Below are 26,249 nucleotides of genomic sequence, written 5' to 3'. Positions count from 1 at the left end.
GACTCGCTTTCCACGGGCGAGCTGTCGAGCCTCCTCGGGCAAAATTCATGCCCTGCGGGGTCTCGTCGACCTCTTTCTCCCGTAGGAGTCTCCCCGTTCCCCAGCCACCCCTTGCCAAGTATAGATGAAACAGCCCATCCGATTGAGACCGTGTGAAATTGTGAGCCGCCTGTGGCAATAGGTGAGATCCCGGCTCGCCACGGGAATCGAGTAATTTAATTCCCAAGGCCATCTTTACTCTCAGCTGAAATAAAACGGGAATATACCTACGGTTCTAGAAAAGTCACTTGTTCAATGTGCCATGAAAGTATTATTTTAATTCTACCATTTGGTAGGGCCGTTGATTGACATTTACGGCAGAGCTGACTGGGGGACTGCGAGACTCCCGCGGGAAGAGGAGCCTAGGGGAGGCCCCGCAGAGAGCGTAAGCGAACGAGGAGACTTCCCAGCTCCCCGCAGGAAAGCGAGTTGTCCCCAAGTCAGCTCTTCCTCTTTCTACCGTGACGGCCCCATCTCCCCCATCAAATCGAGAAAATTCCCCAACTTTTGAAACCTACCCCTCTGAAAAATCGTAAAGATGTCATATAATAGAAGATACAAGGAAACTCTTGAAGGAGTCGATCACATGAAGTCTATATTAATCAAATTCCTGTTTGGCGTTTTGGCTTTTCACGTGATGGTGATTTCCTGGTTCATCTTTTTCCTAGGAGATCAGAGTTTTATTTCATCAAGCTTCTGGGCCACGATTGTCGGTTTCGGCACCTATTTTGGCCTACAGTACCTAAGTAACCGGAAGAAACTTGCCACCAATCAATTATCCCGACAAGATTACCAATACATTATGAAGAACTTAAAAGAAGCACAAGCCAAGAAAAAACGACTCAACAAAGCACTCTTCGGGGTTCGCTCTGTTGACGCTTTAAAGGAGATCGGACAACTAAACCGTTCCGTCTCGCGTGTACTTAAAGTTGTGAAGAAAGAACCAGCACGCTTTTATGAAGCTGATCATTTCTTCTTCTACCAGCTTGATTCCGTCGTTCAGTTAACTGAAAAGTACACATTTCTTGCTTCCCATTCCTTAAAGGATGAGGAATCGAAGAAAGCCTTACAGGAAACAGAAGACCTGATTCGCAAATTGACGTTTGCCGTTGAGAAAGAACTGGCCACGATTCTTTCTAGTGACTTTGAAGACTTAAGCGCTGAGCGGGAAATCGCAGAACACTCGATTCACCTGCAGAAGAGTACCATTCCTGAAAAGGTCAAACACCATGACTAACCTTTCAGTCGAAATGGTCTCAAAAGACATTGCGAAGTTTCAGGAACTCCCTTCCTCACAGCAACCAGAGGCTTTACAGATCGCAAGGGAACTCGATTTAGAAAGTGGCCCCATGAATTTTGGACAAGACGTTCAAGAGAGAATCAGCTCATTTGCCAACGATATTCTTGGACAAATGAAGCAAAACAACATGGTAACAGCCGGCCAGATCATGAACGAGTTATTAAATAACCTGACTAAAGTGGAGCCGGACGAGCTTTCTTCACCAAAGAAAGGGCTTCTCGCCAAATGGTTCTCTAAGTCCCCCTCGATCCATGAAACGCTCTCGAAGTACCAGAAGGTAGGGGCTCAAATGGAGAAGACAAGCGTTCGCTTGCGCCGATCGAGAGAGAGCTTACTCGAGGATAATGAAATCCTCGAACAGCTCTATCAGCAGAACGAATCCTATTACGAAGATATTCGAGTGCTTCTTGCTGCTGGAGAACTGAAGAAGGCAACGTGGCTTCAGGAAACGCTGCCTCGTTTAAAAGAAGAGCTTACCAAAAATCCTGATGATTTCACAGATCAAAAAGTTCGCGATCTTGATACCATTACAGAACACTTAGAACAACGTTTATATGACCTTGAGATCAGTCAGCAGATTGCGATGCAGACAGCACCGCAAATTCGAATGATTCAAAAGGGCAATCAGCGTTTAGCGGATCACATTCAGTCCTCTGTTTTAACGACTTTACCGATCTGGAAACACCAGATTTCCATTGCGCTTTCTCACTATAAACAACAGGAAGCAAGCAAATCACAGCGTAACGTCAATCGAAAAACAGACGAGCTCTTCCGGCGGACAGCGCGGCTGTATCAGTCCAGCTTGCAGTCCAATCCACACAACCAGCAGTCACTGCATGAAGCTCAGCGAGAATTTATTGAAACCATTCAACAGACGATTCACCTGCAGCAGACTGAGACAGAACAACGAAAAGAAGCTGAACATACTCTCGCATCATTATCAGGAGCACGATAGAAGACTTGAATCCGAACAGGTTCAAGTCTTTTTTATGCCCTTTCCTCCAACACCAAAGGCGATTGCACATACGGACTTTTTGCTGCCGCATACACTAGTATGAGTCTATTAGTAGAGGAGGACGCTTATTGTCTAAAGAAGAAGCGTTCGACGAATTCTTGGATCTCCTCGATACCCTCGAAGAGCTGGCCAAGCAGGAGCACATGGATCCTACCATCGTGGATCATATCTTAACCATTCGCTACTATGTCCTCCGACACAATCCATCCAAAGATCAACCCTAACAAATACAATGCACTTGAACTAAACTTATCTATTAAGGTGCTTTCCACTCTTAGTAAATATAAAAAAGTTGCCTCGCTCCTAAGCAAGGCAACTTTTTCTCATTATTTATTCTCTTCTTCCGTTTCGCCCGGGGCTTCATTCTCTTCTACCGATTCTGCATCATACGTTTCTTCTTCTCTTTCCTTCGTAGCAGAAGCTTCCTGCTTGTGCTGGTCAGGATTGAGATCAAAGTTATTCACATTTCCGCGAGATACATAGCTTTCAAGCATCGCTTTTAAATCCATACCTGTTGTTTCTTTTAAAGATTCCTGAATTCCTAGCATCGTAGAGGTGACACTATTCGCAACGCGTGAAGATCCTCCTTGAGAGTTCGAGCCACCCATGTCGATCACTTTCATGTCCTTAATTTGAGACAGTGGAGCCGATACTTTCTCAGCGTATTCAGGCAATACAGAGATCAGCATTTCCATAATCGCTGCTTCGCCGTAGTATTCCATCGCTTTTGCCATGCGTTCTTTCGAATCGGCCTCTGCGATACCACGTTGACGAATGACTTCTGCTTCTGATTCACCTTTAATGCGCTCTTGGTCCGCTTCAGCCTGAGCACGTTTCGTTAACTCATAGGCTTCCGCATCGGCAATTGAGCGACGGCGTTTGTTTTCTTCTTCTTCTAGTTCAACCGCACGTTGCTTCTCAATGTATTGAACTTTTAACTCCTCTTCCTTGACCTGTTGCGCCATCTTCTGCTTCTCTAGCTCACCAGCTTGATCGGCATTGGCGCGTGCTTTGTTCGTGTCTTTTTGGAACTCTGCCTCACGAATATCTTTCTCTTTCGTAGACTCCGCAACAGCCGTTAGGCGACGGTTCTCTTCGTCTTGCGCTTCCTGGTCGTTCTTCGCCTGATAGATACGCGTTTCTTTACGAGCATCACTTTCAGCCATATCCGCATTCTTCTGAACTTCCGCAATATGTGGACGACCCAGAGCATCGATGTAACCATTCTCTTCATCAACATCTTCTACATCATTTAAGGCAAAAGACGTAATCTCAAAGCCCATGCCCTTCAGGTCAGCTTCTGCGATATTTTTCACCTGTGTATTGACTTCTTTAAAGTCGTTATAGATCTTCTCAATAGGAAGGGATGCTATAATTGAACGAAGGTGACCGTTCAATACGTCCTTCAGTTCAGATTCACGCTCATTTTGCTTCTTACCGAGGAATTTCTCAGCGAAGTTCGCCATAATCTCAAGTTCACTACCGATACTGATCACAGCAGTACTCTGCACGCGTACCGGAATACCTTCTTTCGTATAAGCTTTATCCGAATTGACTTGAAGCTGGAATGAGGTTAAATCAATCGGTGTTGCCGTTTGGAACATCCGAAGACGGTACCCACCGCCACGGATGATCTTAACCGATCGCCCGTTATCATCCTCAAACACGTTCTTTTCTTGTTCCGGATCCCCTAGTTTCGGTCCAGTCACAATCAGTGCCTCATTTGAACTCGCTGTTTTGTACCGAATCCGGAAAATAACAAAGGTGACGATTCCGCCGATTAACAACAACGCCCCTAATATTCCTAGAATAATAAAAATTACTGCTCCTTGTAACATCGAAGCCCTCCCTATTTTTTACTTTTCCTTACAACATTGTAGCAACCCTTTTCCTGACAGTCGACCGATCATTTGGAAAATTTGGATGTTTCTTAGTATTACATACCGAAAAAGGGCGGGATGAGGTTTCAACTTTTTCATATTTTTTTCGAGAGGGTCCGTCGCCATAAGAGTGCTTGGCCTTGTTCGGGGACAACTCGCTTTCCTGCGGGGAGCTGGGAAGTCTCCTCGTTCGCTAACTCTCTCTGCGGGGCCTCCCCTAGGCTCTTCTTCCCGCGGGAGTCTCGTCGTCCCCGAACAAGCCCTGTCTAATAGGGATGAACGGACTCACACACCATATTAATACCTCTACGGTGTTAGAGTAAAAATGAGACTGGAAAGAATTTTATTTGATATAGGAAACACCTAATAGCCCTTACTTTTCGTGGGTTTCTAATAAATCATTTGAATAATAAATATTAAAGGAAAGACCTGATACATTGAATGGTACCATTTTCGGCACCAAATTCGGTACCAAACATAAAAGTCCTCAGAAGGTTATTTGACAAGCTCAAAAGAAATAACCTAATTGGAGGAAATTTTAATGAATGAGAGTAAAGCTGAAACATTAGAGTATTTAACAGAGGTGGTGGGTGAATATAGACAATCAATGGATGAAGACTTCTTAGAAGTAACTCTAACGTCCCTAAAGTTGATTACTATGTTGGAGGAGATTGTTTACCATTCCAAACAAAATACTTTTCAAAAAGTATTTGAACCTGATTACGATTTATTAACAAAGCAAGTATACTTGGTGATCAGCAAGTTTAACGAAGGAAATATGAAGAAGAGAGTTATATGGGACATAAAAGATAAAGCACTCGAGTTAATACACACACTTCATGAATAAGTTTGAAGACAATATAAAAGCCTATCCTGCTTGTGGATAGGCTTTTCAGCATGAGATAGATTTCATTATCAAAAGAAGTAACCTAACTCTGCCGCCCAGCATACTAATTATACAATATTTGATAAGTAGATGCTCAATTTCTATTTTACAAGATAATTCATTCTAAATATTATTACTAAAGTAATAATGGGCTAGAATGTTAAGATGTCTCTCTAAATGAAAACCCTCCCCTTTAGTTATTAAGTAGTTCAGTTTTGGAGTACAATATTGTAATTTGTACCCCTTAATTGAACTACTTTTTCATAGGAAAATGTAGTCAAATTTGTAGGGTGAACTGCACGTTAATTTGCATCACTAATTATGTGGTTTAGAGGATTTTGGTATTAATATGGTAAAATGAATTAAAGAGCGTTATTCAACTAACGGGGCAGGTTAGTGGAAGAAGAAAAAAGTGTGTGTGTGTGTGTAAATCTCTATTTATTTATAGGAGCTGAAAAGATGTACAAGAAAGTTATTCTTATTTCCATACTTTCTATTTTTATGCTACAAGGTTGTTCTGAGAAGAGCACGCCTGAAGACTTATTCTTCAAATTCTCTCACGCAATATGGGTGCAAGAGCAAAATTTTGAAAAGGCTAGTGAATTAACAGACAGTTTGACAAATGAAGAACTAAAGGATAAAACCAAACACGTACCAAAACATTTAGTGGATACGTACAAAAGAAAAGTCACCACATACTACTTCAAAAGCAATAAAGACGATGGAGATAAAAAAGTTAATTATCAATTTATAATTCCGGCTTATGCTACTAATGGAAAAGTAACGATTGAGAAACGTAATAGCTCTTGGGTGATAACTAAGTTAGAAGCCAGAGAAAGAGAGTCAAACTATTATGATAAACAGCTTAGCGACAAAGAAAAAGATTGGAAAGAAGTCAATCTTGCTGAACTTGAAGAGAAATAACAGAATGAAAAGAGCAACATATATTAGTATTTACTAATGCACGTGGCTCTTTTATGGTTATGAACAATACTTTTGCAACTAACGGGTGCGTTAGTTGAAGAAGAAGGAGCATTTTCCGATAAGGAATTTGCTCTTTTTTGTAGTGGAAATGGCATTTTTCACCTAAAATTGAAGGTCTTCAATAATTATTGTAGACGCGCTATTTGGTTTGCATTTTATTGTGAAAAATCGACTCAAAACACTTATAAACATTGCAAAATGAGCATCAAATTGTCATGCAATTCAACGCTCATTTTAGTATACATTTTCGCTTTTTGTACTCCAAAACTGAACTACTTACTTTAGTTATTTGGTGGTCTTAACTCTGCTATACCTAATTCCTTAAATTTGTCATGGATATATTTAAGGCCATACTTATTTTCCACCTCGTTTGTAACCATAATAGTTAAATCACGCTTAGAACGTGTAAGACCTACATATAAATAGTTCATCATTTTATTATGATTAACATCATCTTTAAATAGATAAGGCGCAAGCTGAGTAGAAACTATAAACAGACAATTATTACCTTCTAACCCTTTGATACTATCTATAGAATTCACTAAAACCCCTGGTTCATTTGATAATGTGCTTCTATACGCATCTACAGCATTACCAATTTTACCTTTGTCTTCATTTTGCATAACTAGCCCAAGATCATGCTCAAGTCCTGCAAAGATTATTTTGGTATTCCTTTTTCTTCTAATTGTGAGAGTTGTCTTTTTTAATAGTACATATGCTACCTGATCTATGTTTCTCACTTTATCAGAAGAAACTTTCCGTACTAATGACTTTAATTCGTAAAACAATTGATTGCTTACTTTTGTTTGGTCTTCTCTATGAGTTTTAAACCGAGCATTCTTTTGATAAATATAAGCTAAATCATACACTCCACTTTCAATGTCTTTCTTAATGTTAGTGTTAGATTCTAATATGTACTGTAAGCTACCACCTTTTTTTGTGGTGTTTTGGAGTTCTTTTCTAACAATGTAGCTGTTTGAAAAATCAACATGAATTCTTGGGCAACGATAGTTCTCAGACTTATACTGAACAGATGGAATACTCTCAATAATATTCCTAAAAGCCCCTCTATTTCTAAGGTCTTGCTTTGGGTCCCCAATGAGGTTAATTTTGATATTATTATCATGTAGCATAGTCAAGGCGTCTAAAAACTCACTGTCTATATCTTGTGATTCGTCCACGTATATTGAATCTAAGTACCTGAACATCATCTGCAAAGCTTTATCACGTCTAAATTTGATAATTTTGGTATCTTTGCTTTTACCACACAAAATGTATTTGGCTGTCTTGGTTACGTCTTCTACGTGTATTATACATTCCTCTTTTAACTCCTTTTTCTTTTTTGCTTTAAATGCTGGTTTCGATGAAAGAGGTATCTGGGAAGCAGATTTATAATAATTATCATAAATTAAATGATTGAATGGATAAATCACTTCCCTTAATAAGAATGTATGGATAGTCTCAATCTTTAGTTGATTTGGAATTTTTCCTTCATTCTCTATAATTTTATTCCTTATTCTATCTCTTGCGGAGTTGGTGTATGTAATAACGTAAATGATTTTACCATCTGTAACTTCTTGAAGCCTTGAAATAACGACTTCAGCCATTGAAGTTGTTTTTCCTGCACCAGCACCTGCCACTACAATGTTCATGATTTATCACCTGTTTTTAAGAATTTAATGACCTCAGAAATGTGGTTTGGCATTTCTATATCTTTTAATGCGTCAGTTCCTATATCCCTGCAAAAGTGTAGCATTGTATCTGTTTTTGCATGTTTCCATTTCTCAGAGAGTTCTTCTTTTGTATCTACATTTTCCCACCCATGTTCGGTTGTAAAGTATGCTTTCAACTTATCGAAATTATCACCAGTTCCTACGAATTCAGGTTCCAGTGTGTATTCTTGGGTAGTTGTTACATATATGTTGGAATACTGATTATAGACTTCGTGATCTTTTTGAGCCTTTGGCTGATTGTCATAGTCTCTTATAATACCAATTTTGTATTCGGTATCTTTATTCACTCTAAGCCATATATCCAGCATGTCTCTAAAGCCTTTATGCAAAGAGATTACTTCAATATCATTCAACTGGTCAGTTTGTGTACTTAAATAAGATTTAATGAGCATTTCTTCTGTAGGGCCTTCAACTAAAATGCAATTTCTTGAATAGAGAAACTTGAGAAAATCAAGATTCGGTTTCTTAGCTAAGTAATCTAAATGGTCGGCATCGAGTTCGTTTTTTAAAGCAAACGTTTTACCCTCTGATACTATAGATACATTACTTAATTCTAACTTGTTAAGGAATTCAGAGCTGTGTGTTGAAATAAACAGTTGCAGTTGCTTATTGTTACTCATTGTTGTATTAATAAAGCTAGCTAAAAGTTGTTCATTACTTACACTTAAATGAGCCTCTGGTTCCTCTATTGTTAGTATGTTTAAAGCTACATCACTTTCTACGCTTAACGAATTTAACATAACAAATAAGTAAATTAAGTTTCGATACCCTAATCCTTGGGCATTTAAAAATTCGTCACCATAACCTAGGCGAACGTTATTTAATAGAGAATTCATTGTAGGAATATTGGGTAGTAAAGTGATTTTTTCAAAGAAATCTTTAGCATTTTCTAATTCTGATGAATCCTGCCAATTAAATACTTCTTCTAAACTACTAATGTCCTTTAAGTCTTTGAAAAAAGTTTCATATGATTTTTCCACCTTCTTTTTATCATCTGAATTCATCTTACTATGTAAAAGAGACACTAATGATTTAGAACCTAGTTGAGAAGCTTTATTTGAAAAATCATCTCTTTCCGCTGCTAGTGCATTATATTTAAAATAAGACAGATCCGTAAATGAAACCTTTTCATTGGTTGAGGGTATGATAGTTTGGTATTTATAAAATTCAATTGGTAGTAAATTCATCTTTAAGTTATCAATGGAATCAACATTTTGTAATATGTCTGAGATGTGGCGTAGTAAATCTTTGGGATCTTCGACATTATATTCATATCTTATGGTGAATGTGGGTGTGATAGTATCTAAGCTAGTAGTCCAATTTCGAACATAATACTCTTCCGCAAGTTCTTGTGGAGTAAATGTTACTTCTACACTTACGGAAGGTATGTGAGAAATAAATTGGTCTAGATTACACTTATCATCTTTAATTTCATCTAAATGGGCATCTATGAAAGAATAATAGTCTTGTTTTGTTTCACTATTAATGTCTTGCCAACCAAGATTCTTATTTATCGAACCAATTTCATGATTCATAAAAGGAAGCGTTATTGCTCTAAGAAGATTGCTCTTCCCACTATTATTATCCCCTATAAAGACCACAACTTCATTTGTGTCTATGTCAACTTCTTTTAGATTACGATAATTATTTACCTTTATATTAGATATATTCATATTGAATCTCCTTTACATATTTTGGATGGTTCAATTATACTATTATCCTTAAATAAAGGACAAATGATCTAATTTTAGTGTGAAATTAAAAAATGATGTGGACTGGTGTGTTTTTCTATCGTTTAAGTTTGAGGGTATCCGCAACACGAACCAAAATTTTATGAATAGTAAGAGAGAGGTGCTAAGACTTTTTATGTATTTTGGTACAGACTCCATTTATTAACAAGTTCTATTCTTAACTTTACTTCTAACCTTCGATCTTAAAGTTGTCCCTTAGGGACAACTAAGACTTTTACAGATAACTTTTATTTCTTATTTTAACAATCACTTTTACTATTTAATCTTTTATTATTTGTAGTCAGATAAATGGCTTACAGCAGACAAAATTACGATACACCACTGCCAATTAATTACCCATATGTAGACAAATTATTGACCAAGGTTAGGCATTATTAAAGCAGAGGGGTATCAAACTATTTACAGTTAATTTCAGAAAAAATAACCGTAATCCTGGGTGAGGGTTACGGTACGGATATCTATTTATAGTTATGAAGTGCTCTCAAGCAATTTCTTCATACTTAGTGAATACCTTCATTTGAAGATTCCCATAGAAAGCAGCATCTCAACAAAGGTGTAATAACGCATTATTTTGTGATCCAGGTATCTCTAAGGTATATTTAGGTTCCTTTGAAACAACCTTATAAAAATGTTTCTTAAAAGAACTGTAGAACCACTCTCGCCATTCATCATCTATATAGTAACCATTATCATTCAATACATTGAACAAACACATAAAAAGATCAATGTACATAGGTAGACAATCCTTTTCATAGGGATTATCAATTAAATGATTAATGAAAGTTCCATATAGGTCATCTTCAGTATAAAGTTGACTTTTAGGTACTTGTACAAAATTAAGCATCGCTCCATACAATTTCTCATAAGGAATTCTATTACTAAAAGAAGCTAGTATCTTGTCGACAAAATATTGTACAGCTTCACTCAATACTATATAAGGATTTTTATACAAGTCATTCATAATATAATGATTTGTTCCTAGATCTCCCCCACCAACCTCCCAGTAAATTAGTTTCTTCTTTTTAAGAGAGTGCAAAATGGATTTGATTGAAGCGGTACTTTTCTTTCCTATCCGAAATGCTAAATAGTTGTGACTATAAAATGCATATCCCCTTTCACCTGATGCTGAAGCTATATCAAGTAAAATGATTTTTTCTACTTCGGACAGTCTGAAGTCCCAAGCATTACTAAGTTATCTGATGGTTATCGAATCATATTAGCCTGGTTCGACCTAGAAGCTATTAATAAACGTACAAAGGCCGATTCGCCTTTGTACGTTTTTCTTTAATGCTTACACAAAACCACCTAGCACATCCGCCAAATCGTTTTATTAAGATATCTTTATGACTTCTGCTAGAATAGGACAAAAGTAGCAAAACTTTTCTAACGGAGGGTGAAGGGATGAAGAAAAAATACTGGAAATATCTGCGATTTCAATTTCTAGCAGCTATTATTGTCGTCATGACCGTCAACTTAAGTATAACGAGTATTATTGTAGGAGGAATGGAACGGGCTAATGTAGACCTTGGGATCGCCGGGGAGCTTACCCGTAATATAACGAGCATTTTGATCGCTACGATTTTAATAAGCGTGTTGCTTCATTATCTCGTGCTCAAGCCTTTATTTCACATCATGGAAAAAATTGAACAATTTGAGCAAGGTGATCAAGATACGCGCATTACGATCACCCATTTAAATGAACTTTCCACTTTAGGCATAAAGCTAAATCGGTTGTTTTCAACGATTCAGGAAGCACAAAAGGCACAAGAAAATCGATCGGATATTGCCATCAAGCATTCTGATGATATCGACAACCGCCTGCTAAAGTTAAGCCATAGCTCTGATTCCATCTCAGGCGCGATGCAGGAAATTGCTTCTCAAACAGAAGAACAGCTTGCTACATATGAAGAAACGTCAAGCATCACTGAAGAGATGAATGATCATATGACGTCCATGAACCAACAGCTTAGCGATGTGAATTCTTCGTTCCAAGCGATTAAAGACTCTTCACAGGCCGGTATGGAAAATATTCAAAAAGTGACAACGCGTTTTAAAGAGATCACGGATAAAACCGATGAAGGACATCAGCAACTCCAGGCCCTTTCCGGAAAAGTAGAACAGATTCAGGATGTGGTGACGTCGATCAACGACATCTCAGAACAAACGAACCTGCTTGCCTTAAATGCTTCCATCGAGGCAGCTCGAGCTGGCGAAGCTGGTAAAGGGTTTGAAGTGGTGGCGACAGAAGTGCGTAAGCTAGCTGAAACCTCCCTTCGTACGACACAGCAAATTTCAGACCTGACGAACGAAATCTTAGAAGAAGTCCAGAAAAACGTCGACCTTTCAGCAGACCGCGCTGAACTCGTTGTTCAAAACGATCACCATGTTAAAGAAATGAACGAAACGTTTGAAACCATCCTGAACCAGGTGCTCGAGAATTCATCGCTTATCCATGAAACGACAAACCAAATCAACCAGCTCACCTCTTCAAGCCAGGAAGTGACAACAGCCATCGAACATGTCACCTCCCGCGCTGAAGGAAGCAACACCCATATTATGAAGATTAACACCATGATCGCCACACAAAATGAACAAACCCAACAAATCCAAGGCGTCTCGAACAAACTAGTGAGCGCCTTCGCAAAATAAAAAAACGCCGCATCGCTCTCTGGCGAATGCGGCGTTTTTCATGTTTATTTTACAGTAAAGACAATCCCTTCATAGGGCTCTAACTCAACTTCTTTCAAGTTATCCGTGTCCACTACGTCCCCTTCACGATTCGTTAAGAAGACAGAACCACGCTTCCCGTCGAAGTCTTCAAGCTCAATGGTCTGGGTCTCGCCTGTGAAATTACATAGCACTAGTAACTGATCCTCGCCAAGTGTGCGTGTATATGCATAAATCGCTTCACTCTCTTCAAGAAGAAGATCGTAACGACCATACACAATCACGTCATTCAATTTCCGTAACTCGATCAGTTTTTTATAAAAGTAGAACACAGAATCCGGGTCGTTCACGGCTTCTTCTGCGTTGATTTCTGTATAGTTCGGATTCACTGCAAGCCAAGGGGTCCCATCTGTGAATCCCCCATTCTTCTCCCTGTTCCATTGAAACGGTGTGCGGGCATTATCGCGGCCTCTGTGGTGAATGCGCTCAAGTACAGAACCCGGGTCCTCACCGAAATCGTTCACGCGCTCTTCATACATATTTAAAGACTCAAGATCCTCGTAGTCTTCAATACGGTCAAAAGCCACGTTCGTCATCCCGATCTCTTCACCCTGGTAAATGTAAGGCGTCCCCTTCATCATATGAAGACACGTCGCCAACATTTTAGCCGACTTCTTCCGGTACTCCCCATCATTCCCAAATCGGGAAACAACACGGGGCTGGTCGTGGTTGTTCCAGTACAAGCTGTTCCAACCCTTTTCCTCTAGTTCATACTGCCATTTAGACAAAATGCCCTTAAGCTCTGTCAGCTTCCAAGGATTCAATGTCCACTTGCCAAGCTCACCGCCACCAATATCCATATGCTCAAAGTGGAACACCATATTCAGTTCCTCGCGGTCATCTGCGGTGTACAGTTTCCCCTGTTCAGGGGTAGCACCAGGCATCTCTCCTACCGTCATAACGTCATACTTTGACAGCACTTCCTGATTCATTTCATGAAGGAACTCGTGAATTCGTGGCCCGTTCATAAAATACTTGCCACCATCTCCGTACTGTTTCCCGGGATGGACCTCGCCGTCGGGATAAGAAGGATCTTTTGAAATAAAGTTAATCACATCCATACGGAACCCATCTATGCCTTTATCAAGCCACCAGGTCATCATGTTGTACACTTCTTGACGAACCTCTTCATTCTCCCAGTTTAAGTCTGGCTGCTTTTTACTGAAGATGTGTAAGAAATACTCGCCTGTCGTTTCGTCGTATTTCCAAGCTGAGCCGCTAAAGGCAGATTCCCAGTTCGTTGGAGGCTGATCGCCTTTTCCTTCTTTCCAAATATAATAATCTCGCTTCGGATTGTCTTTTGAAGACTTCGACTCCACAAACCACGCATGCTCATCAGAGGTATGATTCACAACAAGGTCCATCACAATACGAATGCCGCGACTGTGGGCTTCCTCTAGTAATCTGTCAAAATCGTTCATCGTGCCGAATTCGTCCATAATGGCTTTATAATCACGGATATCATATCCGTTGTCATCGTTCGGGGAATCATAAACAGGGGATAACCAGATCACATCAATCCCCAGATTTTTTAAGTAATCAAGTTTCTCTATAATACCAGGGATATCACCAATTCCATCCCCATTACTGTCATTAAAACTTCTCGGATAAATTTGATAGACTACACTTTCTTTCCACCATTGTTTCGCCATACTAGATTTTCTCCCCTTTTTACGTAAACGTTTACTCTTTTGGTTAAAAAATTTACCTGCTTTTCACAGAATCTCGAATGACTAGCTCATGAGGTAAAATGGTCGACTCTGCTTCTTTCCCATTTATGAGATCAAGCATCATTCTAACGGCTTTAGACCCCATTCGCTTGAAAGGCTGAGCGATTGTTGTGAGCGGAGGCACAGACATTTCAGCGAGAATCAGATTGTCATACCCTATAATGGATACGTCCTCTGGAATAGTAATCGATGCTTCATAAGCTGCTGAAATCGCCCCTAACGCCAACTCATCGCTCGCTGCAAAAATGGCTGTAAGCTCTGGATGGTCTTTCATCAGTACCTGAAAACCGCGTCGCCCCTCATGATAGTGAAAGCTTTCTCGTGACTGCACGAGCGTCTCTTCAAGGGACAATCCCGCTTCTCTCATCGCGTGACGGTAGCCTTCGATTCTAGGCCATCCAGCGATTGGATCATCCTCACTCCCTGCGATCATGCCGATAGCAGCATGACCTTTATCAATTAAATGCTTCGTCGCCGCATAAGCCCCGTTGCGATCATCCACCTTCACAAATGGAAGGGGATACTGGTAGGACTGGGTGGAGACGAGCACGACAGGGATATCCATGCGACAGAATATTTCGTAATACTCCTCTGTCACAGCCTCACTGACAAAGATCAGTCCATCCACTCGCTTCTCTCGCAAAACTTGCAGATACTTGATCGTCTTTTCCCGGTTCTCGGCTGTATTACACACGATCACACTATACCTGTGTTCGTGAGCTTTTGTTTCAATCCCGTGAAGGATTTCAGCTGATAGTAAGCCAGACACACTCGGGAAAAGCACCCCAATCGTACCCGTTTTCTGATTTACAAGACCTCTGGCAACGGCGTTCGGCTGGTACCCAAGCTCTTCAATAATCTTCAGCACTTTCTGCTTCGTTTTCTCTGAATACCCTGGCTGATCATTCAGTACTCTTGAAACCGTCGCAATGGATACATTTGCTAACCTCGCCACATCTTGAATCGTCGGATTCACTCCATCACCCACTTTTACGTAAGCGTTTTCTTAAATCTACCTCTACTATACCCTCACCACTTATACCCGTCAACCATCACTTCCCAGAAGGATAGCGTGCCTGACACCATGCAACTCTTCACCGTACGAAAGGGTGTCTGACACCCTGCAGGTCTTTACCGCGCAAAAGGGTGTCTGACACGCTTTGCTCCTTTACAGCATGAAAAAGGCCCCTCCGTCACGGAGAGGCCTTTCTTAGATAACGAGCTTGTGTTTTACTGGCCGGATGTGTCTGTGATACGGCCTTCTGTTTCTGGTGCGATGGTGTCGCCTTTTGATTGTAGGTAGTCTACGAAGATTTCGTAGTCCATGAATCCTGGCTCACTTACGCGGTTTTCTTCATACGCTTTTTCAAATGTTGTGTAGCCATCTCCACCTTGGATGGTGAATAGGTTACTTGCAACTTTATACTCGGTGTCAGCTTCAAGTGAAACGAAGCCGTCATCCGTTTTGACTTGAATCTCTCCAACACGCTCACCAGCTGGCTTGCTGCTGTCGTATTCGAACTTCATGCCTGCTACATGAAGGAACGCGCCTGATTTCTCAGGAGCCATCGCCACACTATGCTCAAGCGCTTCTTCCAATTCCGCACCTGACAGGGTCATGATGCCAAGTGCGTTACCAAACGGCATAACCGTTAGCACTTCACCAAGAGTGATTGGCCCTTCATCGATGGAAGCACGGATACCGCCGCCATTTGTTACAGCGATTTGTGTATCTGGGTTTACGCTTTTCGCTTTTGCAAGCATGCCGTCTGCAATCAAGTTCCCAAGATTCGTTTCACCTGTACGGACACTCGCACGTTCTCCGTTTAACATCACGTCTGTAGAAACGCCGATTTCTTCGTTTTTAATTTCATTTACTTGTTCAGTGTAAGGCTTCAGTTTAGATGCGAACCATGCATCTTCTTCAACACCTTCAAGCTCAATAAGTTCACCCGCATAGTTCTTCACAACGCCATTTTCGTCAAATTCAACTTCAAGCGTTCCAAGGTTGTCACTGTATTCCCCTGATTGAACAAGAACCGTCGGCTCCTCATCTCCTATAACCGTTGGCATAAGCTCGGTGTGAGAGTGACCGCCAACGATGACGTCGATGCCTTCAACCGCTTCAGCAAGGGCTACGTCGTTATCGTAGTCAATGTTATCGTTGTAGCCAAGGTGAGTTAGCGCGATTACTTTGTTGATGCCACGATCCTTAAAGGACTGGACCATTTTCTCAGCTTCAGCCACGTAATCTTCAAACTTCACATCGACGGGGCTTGAGATATCTGGTGTTTCCACTGTCGTTAATCCGAAGATTCCGACCTGCTCACCGTCCACCTCAGCTACAATGCCGCCATAGATCTCACCGTCTTCAGGAGTAGACGCGATCTCGTCCTCATGTTGTAAACCATCAAACAACTCATCTTCTGAGAAGTCTACGTTCGCTGACACAAATGGAAAGTCTGCATTTTTCACAAAATCAGCTAGCGCCTGGTGACCGTTCTCACTTTTTCCAAGGTCGAACTCATGATTACCAAATGTCATCGCATCATAATCAAGCTTGTTCATGAACTCAAGGTCCGCCTGTCCAAGGAACTCCTGGAAGTAAAGCGTTCCTGAGAACACGTCCCCTGCGTCAAGAAGTAGAGCTTCAGGGTTGTCGTCACGGTACGCATCGATAGCTGTTTTCTTCTTGGCAATGTTTTCAATGTGGCCATGAGTGTCATTCGTGTGCATTAGAGACAGTTCAAACTTGCCGTCCTGCTCGTCCATCACGTCAAATGCTCTCTTAAGGAAAATAGCATAGTCGCCGCGTTTAGCCATTTGATCTGTACCAAACGCATCTTTAGAAACACCTTGCGTAACGTCATTTGCCAAAAGAGCTTCAACGGCATCTTCATAACGGTCACTTACATCGGTAAACGGAAGCTGTTTCACGCCTTTTAAGCCGAACCCTTCCTCAATCCAAATCGCAAGTTCGCCGCGAGTGATTTCATCTTTCGAGCCAAACATTGTTTCAGACTTACCATTTGTAATGCCTGCAGCTTTCAGAGCACTAACCGCGCCTTCAGCACGATCTGGTACATCTGTAAAGCCAGAAGGTTCAACGTCCTCAGTATCAAGCTTTAGAACATTCGCAAGTAAAACCGCTGCATCAACACGTTTAATAGCCATCTGAGTGCCAAATTCCGTCTCAGAATACCCATTAGTTGCCTCCATCTCGAGCAGGAAGTTTACCGCATCCGTATAACGCTCTGATACGTCACTAAAATCTTGTGCATCTGCAGAAACTGGAGCTGCCATTGCTGCCACGGCAGCTGTTGTCGCAGCTAAAGACGCGACTATCTTGTGAGATTTCCCCATTTAACTCTCCCTCTTCCTTCTATGTATTTGGTCTTTCAAATCAAAATTCCCTAATATTGAAAAACCCATCCAAAACTAGTATATCAAATCGTTTTCCACAGAATCTATAAAATTTTCAAAAAATGCAGAAAGATATCGATTATTCCCGTTTCTTGTCACAACCAAGGACCCTATGTTCATCACCACTGTGCTGCTTTACAAAACGAAAGCGTGCCAGACACCCTGCAGCCCTTCACCGCATGAAAGGGTGTCTGGCACGCGTCACTTCTCTACAGCATGAAAGCAACCATGTATAGCGGGTATGGTTCGACTTATACTATGGGGGAAGGAGTGGATTCCATGGCTTTTGATTATGCTGAGTTGCCTAAGGAAAAATTGCAGGAGATTAAGAAACTGGAGGAACAGCTAGGGATTGTTCTGATAGCTTTTGACTCTAAATATTTAAAACACCCTGAAACCAAATCATAACGAAAAAAAACCCTGTCCCAGTCGCGTTACCCACTCGACTAGGACAGGGACTCTTTTTATTCATTCCAGGAAATCAGCCTGTCATCAAATTCATTTAGGAATCTGGATGGTGTCGTTTCGACTTCCACCTTCTCCCCTTCTTCGTTCTTCTCTTGTTTCTTCTTCGGATAGCTAAGATACAAGCGATCTTTCGCACGAGTGAACGCTACGTAACAGATGCGTCGCTCTTCTTCGATCGCAAACGGACTCGCTGCATAAGGAGAAGGAAAACCACTTTCCTTCATGCCAACAACGAATACAACCGGAAACTCTAATCCCTTCGATGCGTGCACGGTTAATAACTGGACCCGGTCAAAGTCTTCATCCTCAGTTAGCGTAGCATCCACATCCGTACGCTTAACCCGTTCAATAAAGTCATCAAGCGTCATCTCGTCTTCGCTTGCTTCGAACTCCCCAGCCAGTTCAACCAACTTATCAAGGTGAATTCGCTTCTCTCTGCGCGATCCTTCTTCGAGTCCTTCAACCATTTCATCATATCCACTGATTTGTAAGCACGCCTTCAGCCATTTCGCAACGCCAACTTTAGACATACCGTCCTCTAAGCGTTTAAGAAGCGCCCCGAAAGCTCGTATCCGCTCAAGGGACTTCCCTTTCACACCTGGTAACGCGCCTTCCGTAACGAGGGAAATGTAATCGACATCATCCGTCTTAGCCTCAACAATCCGATCAACAGACGCTTTGCCGATTCCTCGTTTTGGCGTATTGATGATTCTCCTTAAGGAATAGGTGTCATGGGGATCGGTAACAAAAGAAGCATAGGCGAGAAGGTCTTTTACTTCCTCCCGTTCAAAGAAGCTTCCTTCCTTCACAACCGTAAACGGAATCTCCTCTTCAGGGAGCATCACCTCAAACAAGCTTCCATCAGAATGACTTCGGTAAAAGATCGCAATATCCTGATACGAATAGCCCTCTTCCTCTACAAGTCGCTTTATCTCATTTGATACCCACTTGGCTTCATCTTGAACCGTTTCCCCGCGATAGCCCGTAATGGGTTCGCCTTCTTCCTGTCCGGTGAAAAGGGTCTTCTCCCTTTGGTCTTTGTTATGCGCAATCAGCTGATTAGCCGCTTCTAGAATGACAGGAGTGGAGCGGTAATTCTCCTCAAGCCTGATCGTAAACGCATCAGGATAATGTTTATCAAAATCTAATATGTTTCGCATATCGCTTCCTCGGAATGCATATATCGACTGAAAATCATCCCCGACAATCGCTAGATGGCGTGTATGATCTGATAAAAGCTGCGCCAATACATACTGCGCGCGGTTCGTGTCCTGAAACTCATCAATCATGAAATAGCGGAAGCGCGCTTGAAGCGCCTCTAACAGATCCTGACTTTCTGTTAGGAACCACACACTTTTTAACAAAATATCATCAAGGTCCATCTGTCCGTACTCATCCAGAATGTACTGATAGGTATGGTAAATTTTACGGAACAGATCAAACCGCCCCCTGGTTCCGATCTCATCCCGAATCATTCGCTTCACGCGGCTGCTATCAATATAGTCATCGAGCGTTTCTCCGTCATATAAATAAGAAGGGAGAACTAGCTCACTTTTGAATAACGAAATAAGAGAAAGCAATTTGGCCGGTCTTACAAAATCTAAATCCTCTGCATCGACTTCCATTCCCTCAACGATCTTCTTGAGCACCTGACGAGATCCCGCTGGGTGCAGGGTCACAAGGGTAGGATCTGCTTCCCCTGTAATGTAAAGACCAAGACGGTGGAACGTCGAGATCCACGTTGCCTCTGCCGCCTCTTCTCCTACGCGCTTTGTAACTTGCTGCTGAAGTCCCCGCACAGCTTTATTCGTAAACGTGAGCATCATGATCGAACGAGGGTCTACTCCCTTGTCGATCAACCGCTTCGTTCGGTGAGATAAAACGGTCGTCTTTCCACTCCCTGCTCCTGCAATGATGAGCATCGGTCCTTCTAAATGCCCCGCTGCTTCTTCTTGTTTGTCGTTTAATCTCATATCCGTTCTCCTTTTAATAGGGTATTGCTTCTATTGTAAAGGTAGGAGGGGAAGGTGTCTACTTGCCCGTTATAGGATGAACCTTTCAGATTGTTTTTTCTCCAGATATTTGGTGGTTTTCAAGGGTGAGATAGGTCCGTTTCCAAAAGTGAGAAAGGGTTTGCTGGGGGACAACTCGCTTTCCTGCGGGGAGCTGGGAAGCCTCCTCAGACGGCAAGCCGTCTTCCGGGGTCTCCCCTAGGCTCCTTACCCCGCGGGAGTCTCGCAGTCCCCCATCAAACCCAACCAAAATATGGAGTAACGGACCTACGTATTTCACGCTTTAGAACCCTCTAAAAGGTCAAGGCTTGATTCCGTTCTTACTATCAATAAGGTGGGACAGGAAAACGAGTGGTTTCCAGGCCCTCCTTACGCTCATAAAAATGTAACGGAAATCTCCTCTCAGCTTGGCTTTTCTTACTAAATAATATATAAATACTTAAAAACCCGGTAAGTCTCTACGAGAGACTTACTGGGTCTTGGGTTAAAAGGCGAAGCTTGTTTGTTCGTCGTTGTTTTTTATGAAGGCGAGAAGGAGCTTTTCGACAGCTTTTAGGTCTTCTAAATCGATCACTTCTACAGGGGCGTGGGCATAGCGGGATGGGATGGATAGGACGCCTGTTGGGACGCCTTTATTGGCTAGGGCTACGGCGCCTCCGTCTGTTCCGATTCCTGTGAAGAGTTCTGGTTGATAGGGAATCTCCTCTTCCTGAGCTAGCTGGATGAAGTGTTCTTTGACTGTCGGATGAGCGATTAAACTCATATCGAGGACCTTCACACCGGCTCCATCTCCAAGGCGGAGGGTGTCGTCAAGCAACGGTTCTGGTGTGTCACTTGTTACCGTTGCGTCAAGGGCAATGGCGACGTCACAGTCGACCTGTGCCATGCCTACTTGAGCTCCGCGAAGGCCTACTTCTTCCTGAACGGTAAATAAAGCGATCACTTCCCCTGCAAACTGTTGGTCCTGAAGAGATTGCATCAGATTCATAAGAACCGCACAGCCTGCGCGATCATCGAGGGACTTCCCAACATAGCGACCGGTTTCTTCATCACCTAAGTACTCTAGCTCTGACGCCCAGGTGATTGTACTGCCAACATCAATGCCAAGCTTTTCGACTTCTTCTTTCGACCGAGCTCCTACATCAATATAAAGTTCATGATGCTTTCTGACGCGACCGGCCTCATCAAACTTCTGATAATGCGCCGGGATGGTGCCAATAACCCCGCGCTTTAATCCGTACCGACCTTTGACCCGCACTTTTTGAGCAAGTAAGATTCGATCATCGTGGCCTCCAAGTTTCTCAAAACGAAGAAGACCATTTGATTCAATCTTCTTCACAATAAACCCTACTTCGTCCATATGAGCGGTGACGAGCACGGTCGGTCCTGGTTTCTCCCCCTTGATCCGTGCTGTCACATTGCCGATTCCATCCACTCTCACATCCTCAGCAACAGATCTCATTTCCTCTTGTATGTAATAGGATACCTCCTGCTCATAACCACTAGGTCCATGCAGTTCCGTTAACGTCTTTAACACCTTATCCAATATAACCACTCCTCCCCAATGAATTAGGAAAAAGTATAATCGTTCTCACCACTCCCCGCAACCCAAAAGAATCATACTACGTGCCTGACACCCTGCAATGCTCTAAAGGACTACTGCGTGTCTGACACCCGTCGTTGCTTTAAAGCAATGACGGGTGTCAGACACGCTTCACTCTCCTAAAGCATTAAGAAACCCCGTTAAGGTCTAAGCCTTAACGGGGTTATGTTATGCGTCTGCGCTTTGGTTCCCATCGTTGGTCTTCCCGATTAGGAAGAAGATGAGCACGAGTGCTAAGACGTACATATATACGTTCCAATCATCATCTGCGAAGTCAAACGCATCGACGAACAATTCGAATCCGAATGCGATCGATAGAATAATGACGCTGTAAGCAACACCGATCCATCTTCCGAAATACAAGACTAATAGTACACCCATAATAAGAGCCGTGACGGCACTCCAAGGCTCTTCTATTTCAAGAACCGTTCCGCCGATGGCTTGATCTGTGTAATAAGTCACAATCGTGATTACAACAGGTAACAGATAAGCACCGTAGTAGGCGAATGATTTTCCAGTCTCTTCTCGCCCACCGAAAGTCCGACCTGCCCATATGTACAGAATCGCTGCTACTACATATCCAATGATTTCATAGATGGATAGTTTAATCGATCCATCTAACGCAGCGGAAACAAACAGAACGCCGATGACGCCCATAAATACATGTACAAATTTTTCGAACCAATTCCCCTGATTCGATCGTGCCATAAGCCTGTTCCTCCTCAATTCTATAACCAGTCCTTCTCCAGAAATCCATCAGACCCCCACTATAAGAGGACCTCATCCCTTCAAGAGATCTTTGTTATCCAATCCTACCTTGCCTTTTATCTCTCTACTTCAGATAAATCTAGCAAAAAAGGTACATACAAATTATAAAGAGGAAGATCTTGTATGACAAGAACCATTTTTCACCGCAAAAATCGTCAGAAAAAAGAAAAGATTAATGACCTCGTAATCTTCCCGTTACCTTCTGTACATCCTCTTCCCTTACGGTAAAAGAAGAACATAGAGAGAGGAATGAGAAAATGAAACTCATCAAAATAATACTCGAAGTGATTTATGTATCGGCCGTAGCCGGAATACTTGCTGGGACATTCGGCTTTTCCCCGCTAGAAGAGGTACGAACTGAGCTCTTAATCATCGCCTGGGTCTTCTTTATGACACGATTCATTCTCGGTAAGCTAGAAAAACGAAAAACTATTCGGGAAAACTAAATTCTATGACGCAGAAAAAAAGAGGATCTCCCCCTACCTGGAAGGCTGATGGTCCTCTTCCTCCCGGCCTCTCCTCCCCTTTCAGGCCAATACAACATTGAAATCCGTTCCATAATTTGAGAACATTGCGATGGAAATGTTACATATTTTTGGGATTAAAGATTCAACTTTCCAGCATTTTTCGATTTCCACTTTATCTATAAAACAAGAACGTATCCATGTCCTTACTGAAATCACCGATGTTCCGAGCGATTATTTTCTGAGCGATCATCTGGTCACCTTTATTCTCAAACACATTAATTTATCTGAACTACTTCTTTATCATAGGAAGCCTTTCAAAAAATATAACGCAGTTCATCAGACAAACATTCGATTCATTGATTACCGATGGCTGCCAATTCCAACCGGGACTGTTCTAGCCGTTATCATCACCTATTAAGCAAGTAAATTCAACTAGAGGAAGGAGCATCATAGATGAAAAAATGGATCCCCATACTCATACCAGTATTTTTCCTATTTGTTCTATTTAACTATTATTTAGATGGGTACCGATTTACCGCATTAAGCGCGGCGAAGGATCACCCTTTCCTGAAGGAAGATGCCACCTTAATCGAAAAGGACAAGATCGGGTCTTCCTATGTTTTTATTTTTAAGAGCGATAAGGAAGAGGTGTTTCAAACCGTACTCTCCGAGAAAGCGGGCTGGTTCTTCCAGAGCAGCGTTTCCACCCACACACCGTATCGCTCGGCTAACATTCAAACCATCGGAGCCATGAGCTTCACGAATAAACAAGAATCCGGAACCTTACTTAGCGTCGTCTCAAGCGATGACGACGTGTCCTATATCGAAGCTGGGGCTCCTAAGGATAGTAAGAAAAAAGAAATCCATCAAGGCGAGCGAGTCACATTCTCTTTCCCCTTCAGCGAACAACCCAACCAGCTCCACCCCGTTGCTTATAACGAAGAAGGAGAAAAGCTTTATTATTACGGCTACCCGAAAGACAAACAGTCCATAAACCCAAACGACCTCCAGTGGTACAAAATGGAAAAAACATCCTAACAAAAACGCTCAAGATCCTGTGTAGGGATCTTGAGCGTTCGTTTGTCTAGGGAGGTTGCTTAAAGTGGCGGAACCAATGGCTATAGTGTCAGGACTTAGGTCTCTAGTGGCCAGACGACTGTTTAAAGCGTCAGGACTGCACACCAGCTTGTCCGGATGGAGGACTATAGTGGATGGACCAACCACATAACTGGCAGAACGCCGACCTATAGCGGCCGGACCAACCACATAACTGGCAGAACGCCGACCTATACTGGCCGGACCAACCACATAACTGGCAGTACGCCGAACTATACTGGCCGGACCAACCACATAACTGGCGGAACGCCGAACTATACTGGCCGGACCAAACACAAAACTGGCAGAACGCCGACCTATAGTGGCCGGACCAAACACAAACCTGGCGGAACGCCGACCTATAGTGGCCGGACACAGCCCTAAAGCGTCCGAACCCCATCTCATCGTGGCGGATTAACCAAAAATAGTGTCCAAACAAGCACCCGGCCTGGGTCTTATTGTCGGAACAACAGCCACAGCGTCGAGACCCCAAACCACGCCGCACACAAAACCAACTTACCTTGTCAGCACACCCACATGTTGTTCAAAGAACTGAAGCACTTTCTGGTACACAAGAATCTCGTTTGCTTTTTTCGAGAAGCCGTGTCCTTCGTCCTCCAAAACAATGTACTCTACATCCCGGCCTTTTTCTTTCAAGGCCTCTACAAGCTGATCCGATTCCGCTTGAACGACGCGGGGGTCTTTTGCTCCCTGGATGACGAGCATTGGTTTTGTCATAGAATCAATGTACTGAATAGGAGAGTCCTCCGTTAGCTTCTCTTTATCCTCAACAGGGTCGCCAACGAACTGGGCCATAGCGGGCTTCCAGTGCTCGGGCACAGAATTGATGAAGCTGAACAGATCGGACGGACCGAAGATATCGACCACGGCTTTGAAATAGTCTCCGTTTCGGCCGTGCAACAATAGCGCCATATAACCGCCGTAGCTTCCGCCCATTAAGAAAATTTTGTCACGAGAAGCGTAGCCTTGATCAATTAACCAGTCTAATCCCGCTACGTTATCAAGGCGAGGCCCATGGCCCCAGTCGCCCTCCACTTGCTTCATAAACTGGAGTCCATAACCCGTTGAGCCTCTGAAGTTCGGCGCAAATAGCGTATATCCTGAATAGACAAGAAATGAGAACAACGAACGGAACTTCGCTTGCTCGGAGGCTTGAGGTCCCCCGTGAGGCCACAAGATCACATGGCCATTATCCACATCCTGTTTCGGACGGTATAAAAGCGCCTCAATTGGCAGGCCATCATAGGATGGATAGGTCACAACCTCTGGTGTAGCCAGTTCTTCTTCTTTCACACCAGGCACGCCGAAGTTCGTAAGCGATTCCCATCCTTTCTCAGTCTGCTTGTAAAGATTCATGGGTACACTCGCGCTGTTACCCCGAATGTACAACCTTCCGGAACGAGCCACGACAAGCTCATCAATGATCGTAACCGGTGTTTCGATTCGTTTGCTACTCTTTGTTCCTAAATCATAAGAATACAAAAAGGACTGCACACCCTTTTCGCTGACGAGATACAGGGAATGGGTCGCTTTGTTGTATTTCAATTGGGTTAATTCTTCTTTCTCCACCTCAAAGACGCGTTCAAACGTCTTCGTTTCGATATCAAACTTAGCTAAATAGGAAAAATCACTTTCATAGTTTGTCAGCAAATAAACTTCTTTCTCTGACACAAATACCGCTTCAGACACGGTGTGCTGCTGATCCGTTTCAGGTGTAAGGAGGAGATCCTCTTCACCAGACTTCACATATGCAAGGCTGTACGTATTGGCAAACATCTTTAAATAGAGGAACTGTTTCTCCTCTGGACTTTTATCGATCAAGACCGTCATGGCCTTTTCCCCGTGGACAAGCGTTTCTTCCTGGCCTGTCTCAAGGTCGTACACATACCCTTTCATACAGGTCGGGTCTTCTTTTGTAGACGTGTAGTACAGGCGCTTCCCGTCGTCAGAAAGAAGCGGAGCAAGGTGCTTAGCCCCTTCCGCCATCCGGATTGTTTTCAGCTCGCCGCCCTCTTTCGGGATCGCGTAAATTTGCCCGTTCTCATCGCCATCTTCATCGACGACCGTCAGGATAAACTCCCCGTTCTGATCATAAAGAAGAGCATGACTGCTCTGATTATGGAAGGTTAAAGGGTATGGAAATGTATTCGGCAGATCCATGGCCCACACATTGTAATGGCCGTTAAGATTGGTGCTCAAAATTACCTGCTTCTCATCAGGACTTACAGCAAACGTCTGGATTCCATACGTTTGAAAGAATTGCTCTACATCTGGCTTTGGAAACGTTAGCATCGTTCTATTCCTCCTTCAGCGATCTCCTTCATCATTTCGACCCGCACCCATATAA

At 42.7% G+C, this 26,249-nt stretch carries 21 protein-coding genes; 10 read left to right on the top strand and 11 right to left on the bottom strand.

What is annotated here, in order from left to right; translation table 11 throughout:
- Positions 1–625: 625 nt before the first annotated feature.
- The 3 genes from QNI29_RS06905 (at position 626) to QNI29_RS06895 (ending at position 2,578) form a co-directional block, all read left to right on the top strand.
- Positions 626–1,276, top strand: coding sequence for a 5-bromo-4-chloroindolyl phosphate hydrolysis family protein (locus tag QNI29_RS06905; RefSeq protein ID WP_231418004.1), 651 nt, complete (start codon positions 626–628; stop codon positions 1,274–1,276).
- A complete protein-coding gene (locus QNI29_RS06900) occupies positions 1,269–2,294 on the top strand; it encodes a toxic anion resistance protein (protein WP_231418005.1) in 1,026 nt (341 codons plus the stop codon). The genes QNI29_RS06905 and QNI29_RS06900 overlap by 8 nt, the downstream gene beginning before the upstream one ends.
- A gap of 128 nt (positions 2,295–2,422) precedes the next feature.
- Positions 2,423–2,578: a hypothetical protein gene (locus tag QNI29_RS06895; protein ID WP_231418006.1), complete on the top strand. Its 156-nt coding sequence runs from the start codon at positions 2,423–2,425 to the stop codon at positions 2,576–2,578.
- Positions 2,579–2,680: 102 nt separating this feature from the next.
- Here the strand turns inward: QNI29_RS06895 and QNI29_RS06890 are convergent, their stop codons facing one another.
- Positions 2,681–4,192 carry a flotillin family protein gene (locus tag QNI29_RS06890; RefSeq protein ID WP_231418007.1) on the bottom strand — a complete coding sequence of 504 codons (1,512 nt, stop codon included), beginning with the start codon at positions 4,190–4,192 and terminating at the stop codon, positions 2,681–2,683.
- A gap of 583 nt (positions 4,193–4,775) precedes the next feature.
- On the opposite strand from QNI29_RS06890, the gene QNI29_RS06885 reads away from it, so the two are divergent.
- Together QNI29_RS06885 and QNI29_RS06880 are read left to right on the top strand one after the other, a co-directional pair.
- Positions 4,776–5,081 carry a hypothetical protein gene (locus QNI29_RS06885; protein ID WP_231418008.1) on the top strand — a complete coding sequence of 102 codons (306 nt, stop codon included), beginning with the start codon at positions 4,776–4,778 and terminating at the stop codon, positions 5,079–5,081.
- 435 nt (positions 5,082–5,516) lie between these two features.
- Positions 5,517–6,044, top strand: a complete 528-nt coding sequence (locus tag QNI29_RS06880; RefSeq protein WP_231418009.1) for a hypothetical protein — start codon at positions 5,517–5,519, stop codon at positions 6,042–6,044.
- A gap of 341 nt (positions 6,045–6,385) precedes the next feature.
- On the opposite strand, the gene QNI29_RS06875 is transcribed toward QNI29_RS06880, so the two are convergent.
- The 3 genes from QNI29_RS06875 to QNI29_RS06865 all read right to left on the bottom strand — a co-directional run bounded on the left by QNI29_RS06875 (position 6,386) and on the right by QNI29_RS06865 (position 10,549).
- Positions 6,386–7,756 (bottom strand): UvrD-helicase domain-containing protein, encoded by a 1,371-nt coding sequence (locus QNI29_RS06875; RefSeq protein ID WP_231418010.1) that lies wholly within the window; start codon positions 7,754–7,756, stop codon positions 6,386–6,388.
- On the bottom strand, positions 7,753–9,510 hold the full coding sequence (locus tag QNI29_RS06870; protein WP_231418011.1) for an ATP-dependent nuclease: 1,758 nt from the start codon (positions 9,508–9,510) through the stop codon (positions 7,753–7,755). Before QNI29_RS06870 ends, QNI29_RS06875 begins: the two co-directional genes overlap by 4 nt.
- Before the next feature lie 622 nt (positions 9,511–10,132).
- Positions 10,133–10,549, bottom strand: coding sequence for a hypothetical protein (locus QNI29_RS06865; RefSeq protein WP_231418012.1), 417 nt, complete (start codon positions 10,547–10,549; stop codon positions 10,133–10,135).
- A gap of 440 nt (positions 10,550–10,989) precedes the next feature.
- Here QNI29_RS06865 and QNI29_RS06860 point away from each other — a divergent pair, with 440 nt between their 5' ends.
- Positions 10,990–12,237 carry a methyl-accepting chemotaxis protein gene (locus QNI29_RS06860; protein WP_231418013.1) on the top strand — a complete coding sequence of 416 codons (1,248 nt, stop codon included), beginning with the start codon at positions 10,990–10,992 and terminating at the stop codon, positions 12,235–12,237.
- A 44-nt stretch (positions 12,238–12,281) separates the two neighbouring features.
- On the opposite strand, the gene QNI29_RS06855 is transcribed toward QNI29_RS06860, so the two are convergent.
- The 3 genes from QNI29_RS06855 to QNI29_RS06845 all read right to left on the bottom strand — a co-directional run bounded on the left by QNI29_RS06855 (position 12,282) and on the right by QNI29_RS06845 (position 17,408).
- Entirely contained in the window at positions 12,282–13,967 is a 1,686-nt protein-coding gene (locus QNI29_RS06855; RefSeq protein ID WP_231418014.1) for a glycoside hydrolase family 13 protein, read from the bottom strand.
- A gap of 52 nt (positions 13,968–14,019) precedes the next feature.
- Positions 14,020–15,021: a LacI family DNA-binding transcriptional regulator gene (locus tag QNI29_RS06850; RefSeq protein WP_231418015.1), complete on the bottom strand. Its 1,002-nt coding sequence runs from the start codon at positions 15,019–15,021 to the stop codon at positions 14,020–14,022.
- Positions 15,022–15,275: 254 nt separating this feature from the next.
- Positions 15,276–17,408: a 5'-nucleotidase C-terminal domain-containing protein gene (locus QNI29_RS06845; protein ID WP_231418016.1), complete on the bottom strand. Its 2,133-nt coding sequence runs from the start codon at positions 17,406–17,408 to the stop codon at positions 15,276–15,278.
- Positions 17,409–17,684: 276 nt separating this feature from the next.
- Between QNI29_RS06845 and QNI29_RS06840 the strand changes: the two genes are divergently transcribed.
- Complete coding sequence (locus QNI29_RS06840) at positions 17,685–17,876, top strand: hypothetical protein (protein ID WP_231418017.1); 192 nt, start codon at positions 17,685–17,687, stop codon at positions 17,874–17,876.
- Between the two features lie 56 nt (positions 17,877–17,932).
- On the opposite strand, the gene QNI29_RS06835 is transcribed toward QNI29_RS06840, so the two are convergent.
- From QNI29_RS06835 to QNI29_RS06825, 3 genes are all read right to left on the bottom strand, one after another.
- Positions 17,933–19,909 (bottom strand): ATP-dependent helicase, encoded by a 1,977-nt coding sequence (locus QNI29_RS06835; RefSeq protein ID WP_231418018.1) that lies wholly within the window; start codon positions 19,907–19,909, stop codon positions 17,933–17,935.
- A gap of 523 nt (positions 19,910–20,432) precedes the next feature.
- The gene (locus QNI29_RS06830) at positions 20,433–21,485 is read right to left on the bottom strand and encodes a M42 family metallopeptidase (protein ID WP_354665939.1); all 1,053 of its coding nucleotides are present in this window, start codon (positions 21,483–21,485) and stop codon (positions 20,433–20,435) included.
- A 234-nt stretch (positions 21,486–21,719) separates the two neighbouring features.
- Positions 21,720–22,259, bottom strand: a complete 540-nt coding sequence (locus QNI29_RS06825) for a hypothetical protein (protein ID WP_231418020.1) — start codon at positions 22,257–22,259, stop codon at positions 21,720–21,722.
- 317 nt (positions 22,260–22,576) lie between these two features.
- Between QNI29_RS06825 and QNI29_RS06820 the strand changes: the two genes are divergently transcribed.
- The 3 genes from QNI29_RS06820 to QNI29_RS06810 all read left to right on the top strand — a co-directional run bounded on the left by QNI29_RS06820 (position 22,577) and on the right by QNI29_RS06810 (position 23,824).
- Positions 22,577–22,765, top strand: coding sequence for a hypothetical protein (locus QNI29_RS06820; protein ID WP_231418021.1), 189 nt, complete (start codon positions 22,577–22,579; stop codon positions 22,763–22,765).
- Between the two features lie 130 nt (positions 22,766–22,895).
- On the top strand, positions 22,896–23,204 hold the full coding sequence (locus QNI29_RS06815; RefSeq protein ID WP_231418022.1) for a hypothetical protein: 309 nt from the start codon (positions 22,896–22,898) through the stop codon (positions 23,202–23,204).
- A gap of 35 nt (positions 23,205–23,239) precedes the next feature.
- Positions 23,240–23,824 carry a hypothetical protein gene (locus QNI29_RS06810; protein WP_231418023.1) on the top strand — a complete coding sequence of 195 codons (585 nt, stop codon included), beginning with the start codon at positions 23,240–23,242 and terminating at the stop codon, positions 23,822–23,824.
- A 573-nt stretch (positions 23,825–24,397) separates the two neighbouring features.
- On the opposite strand, the gene QNI29_RS06805 is transcribed toward QNI29_RS06810, so the two are convergent.
- Entirely contained in the window at positions 24,398–26,194 is a 1,797-nt protein-coding gene (locus QNI29_RS06805) for a S9 family peptidase (protein ID WP_231418024.1), read from the bottom strand.
- Between the last annotated feature and the right edge of the window lie 55 nt (positions 26,195–26,249).

It is taken from the genome of Pontibacillus chungwhensis (assembly GCF_030166655.1).
GTDB lineage: Bacteria > Bacillota > Bacilli > Bacillales > BH030062 > Pontibacillus.
This window is presented reverse-complemented; position numbering and strand designations above follow the sequence as displayed.

Excerpts from the sequence above, each read along its gene's own strand:
- QNI29_RS06905 (WP_231418004.1), top strand. The coding sequence starts at position 626 with ATGAAGTCTATATTAATCAAATTCCTGTTTGGCGTTTTGGCTTTTCAC.
- QNI29_RS06900 (WP_231418005.1), top strand. The coding sequence starts at position 1,269 with ATGACTAACCTTTCAGTCGAAATGGTCTCAAAAGACATTGCGAAGTTT.
- QNI29_RS06890 (WP_231418007.1), bottom strand. The coding sequence starts at position 4,192 with ATGTTACAAGGAGCAGTAATTTTTATTATTCTAGGAATATTAGGGGCG.
- QNI29_RS06885 (WP_231418008.1), top strand. The coding sequence starts at position 4,776 with ATGAATGAGAGTAAAGCTGAAACATTAGAGTATTTAACAGAGGTGGTG.
- QNI29_RS06875 (WP_231418010.1), bottom strand. The coding sequence starts at position 7,756 with ATGAACATTGTAGTGGCAGGTGCTGGTGCAGGAAAAACAACTTCAATG.
- QNI29_RS06870 (WP_231418011.1), bottom strand. The coding sequence starts at position 9,510 with ATGAATATATCTAATATAAAGGTAAATAATTATCGTAATCTAAAAGAA.
- QNI29_RS06865 (WP_231418012.1), bottom strand. The coding sequence starts at position 10,549 with ATGAATGACTTGTATAAAAATCCTTATATAGTATTGAGTGAAGCTGTA.
- QNI29_RS06860 (WP_231418013.1), top strand. The coding sequence starts at position 10,990 with ATGAAGAAAAAATACTGGAAATATCTGCGATTTCAATTTCTAGCAGCT.
- QNI29_RS06855 (WP_231418014.1), bottom strand. The coding sequence starts at position 13,967 with ATGGCGAAACAATGGTGGAAAGAAAGTGTAGTCTATCAAATTTATCCG.
- QNI29_RS06845 (WP_231418016.1), bottom strand. The coding sequence starts at position 17,408 with ATGGGGAAATCTCACAAGATAGTCGCGTCTTTAGCTGCGACAACAGCT.
- QNI29_RS06840 (WP_231418017.1), top strand. The coding sequence starts at position 17,685 with ATGAAAGCAACCATGTATAGCGGGTATGGTTCGACTTATACTATGGGG.
- QNI29_RS06835 (WP_231418018.1), bottom strand. The coding sequence starts at position 19,909 with ATGAGATTAAACGACAAACAAGAAGAAGCAGCGGGGCATTTAGAAGGA.
- QNI29_RS06825 (WP_231418020.1), bottom strand. The coding sequence starts at position 22,259 with ATGGCACGATCGAATCAGGGGAATTGGTTCGAAAAATTTGTACATGTA.
- QNI29_RS06820 (WP_231418021.1), top strand. The coding sequence starts at position 22,577 with ATGAAACTCATCAAAATAATACTCGAAGTGATTTATGTATCGGCCGTA.
- QNI29_RS06815 (WP_231418022.1), top strand. The coding sequence starts at position 22,896 with ATGGAAATGTTACATATTTTTGGGATTAAAGATTCAACTTTCCAGCAT.
- QNI29_RS06810 (WP_231418023.1), top strand. The coding sequence starts at position 23,240 with ATGAAAAAATGGATCCCCATACTCATACCAGTATTTTTCCTATTTGTT.
- QNI29_RS06805 (WP_231418024.1), bottom strand. The coding sequence starts at position 26,194 with ATGCTAACGTTTCCAAAGCCAGATGTAGAGCAATTCTTTCAAACGTAT.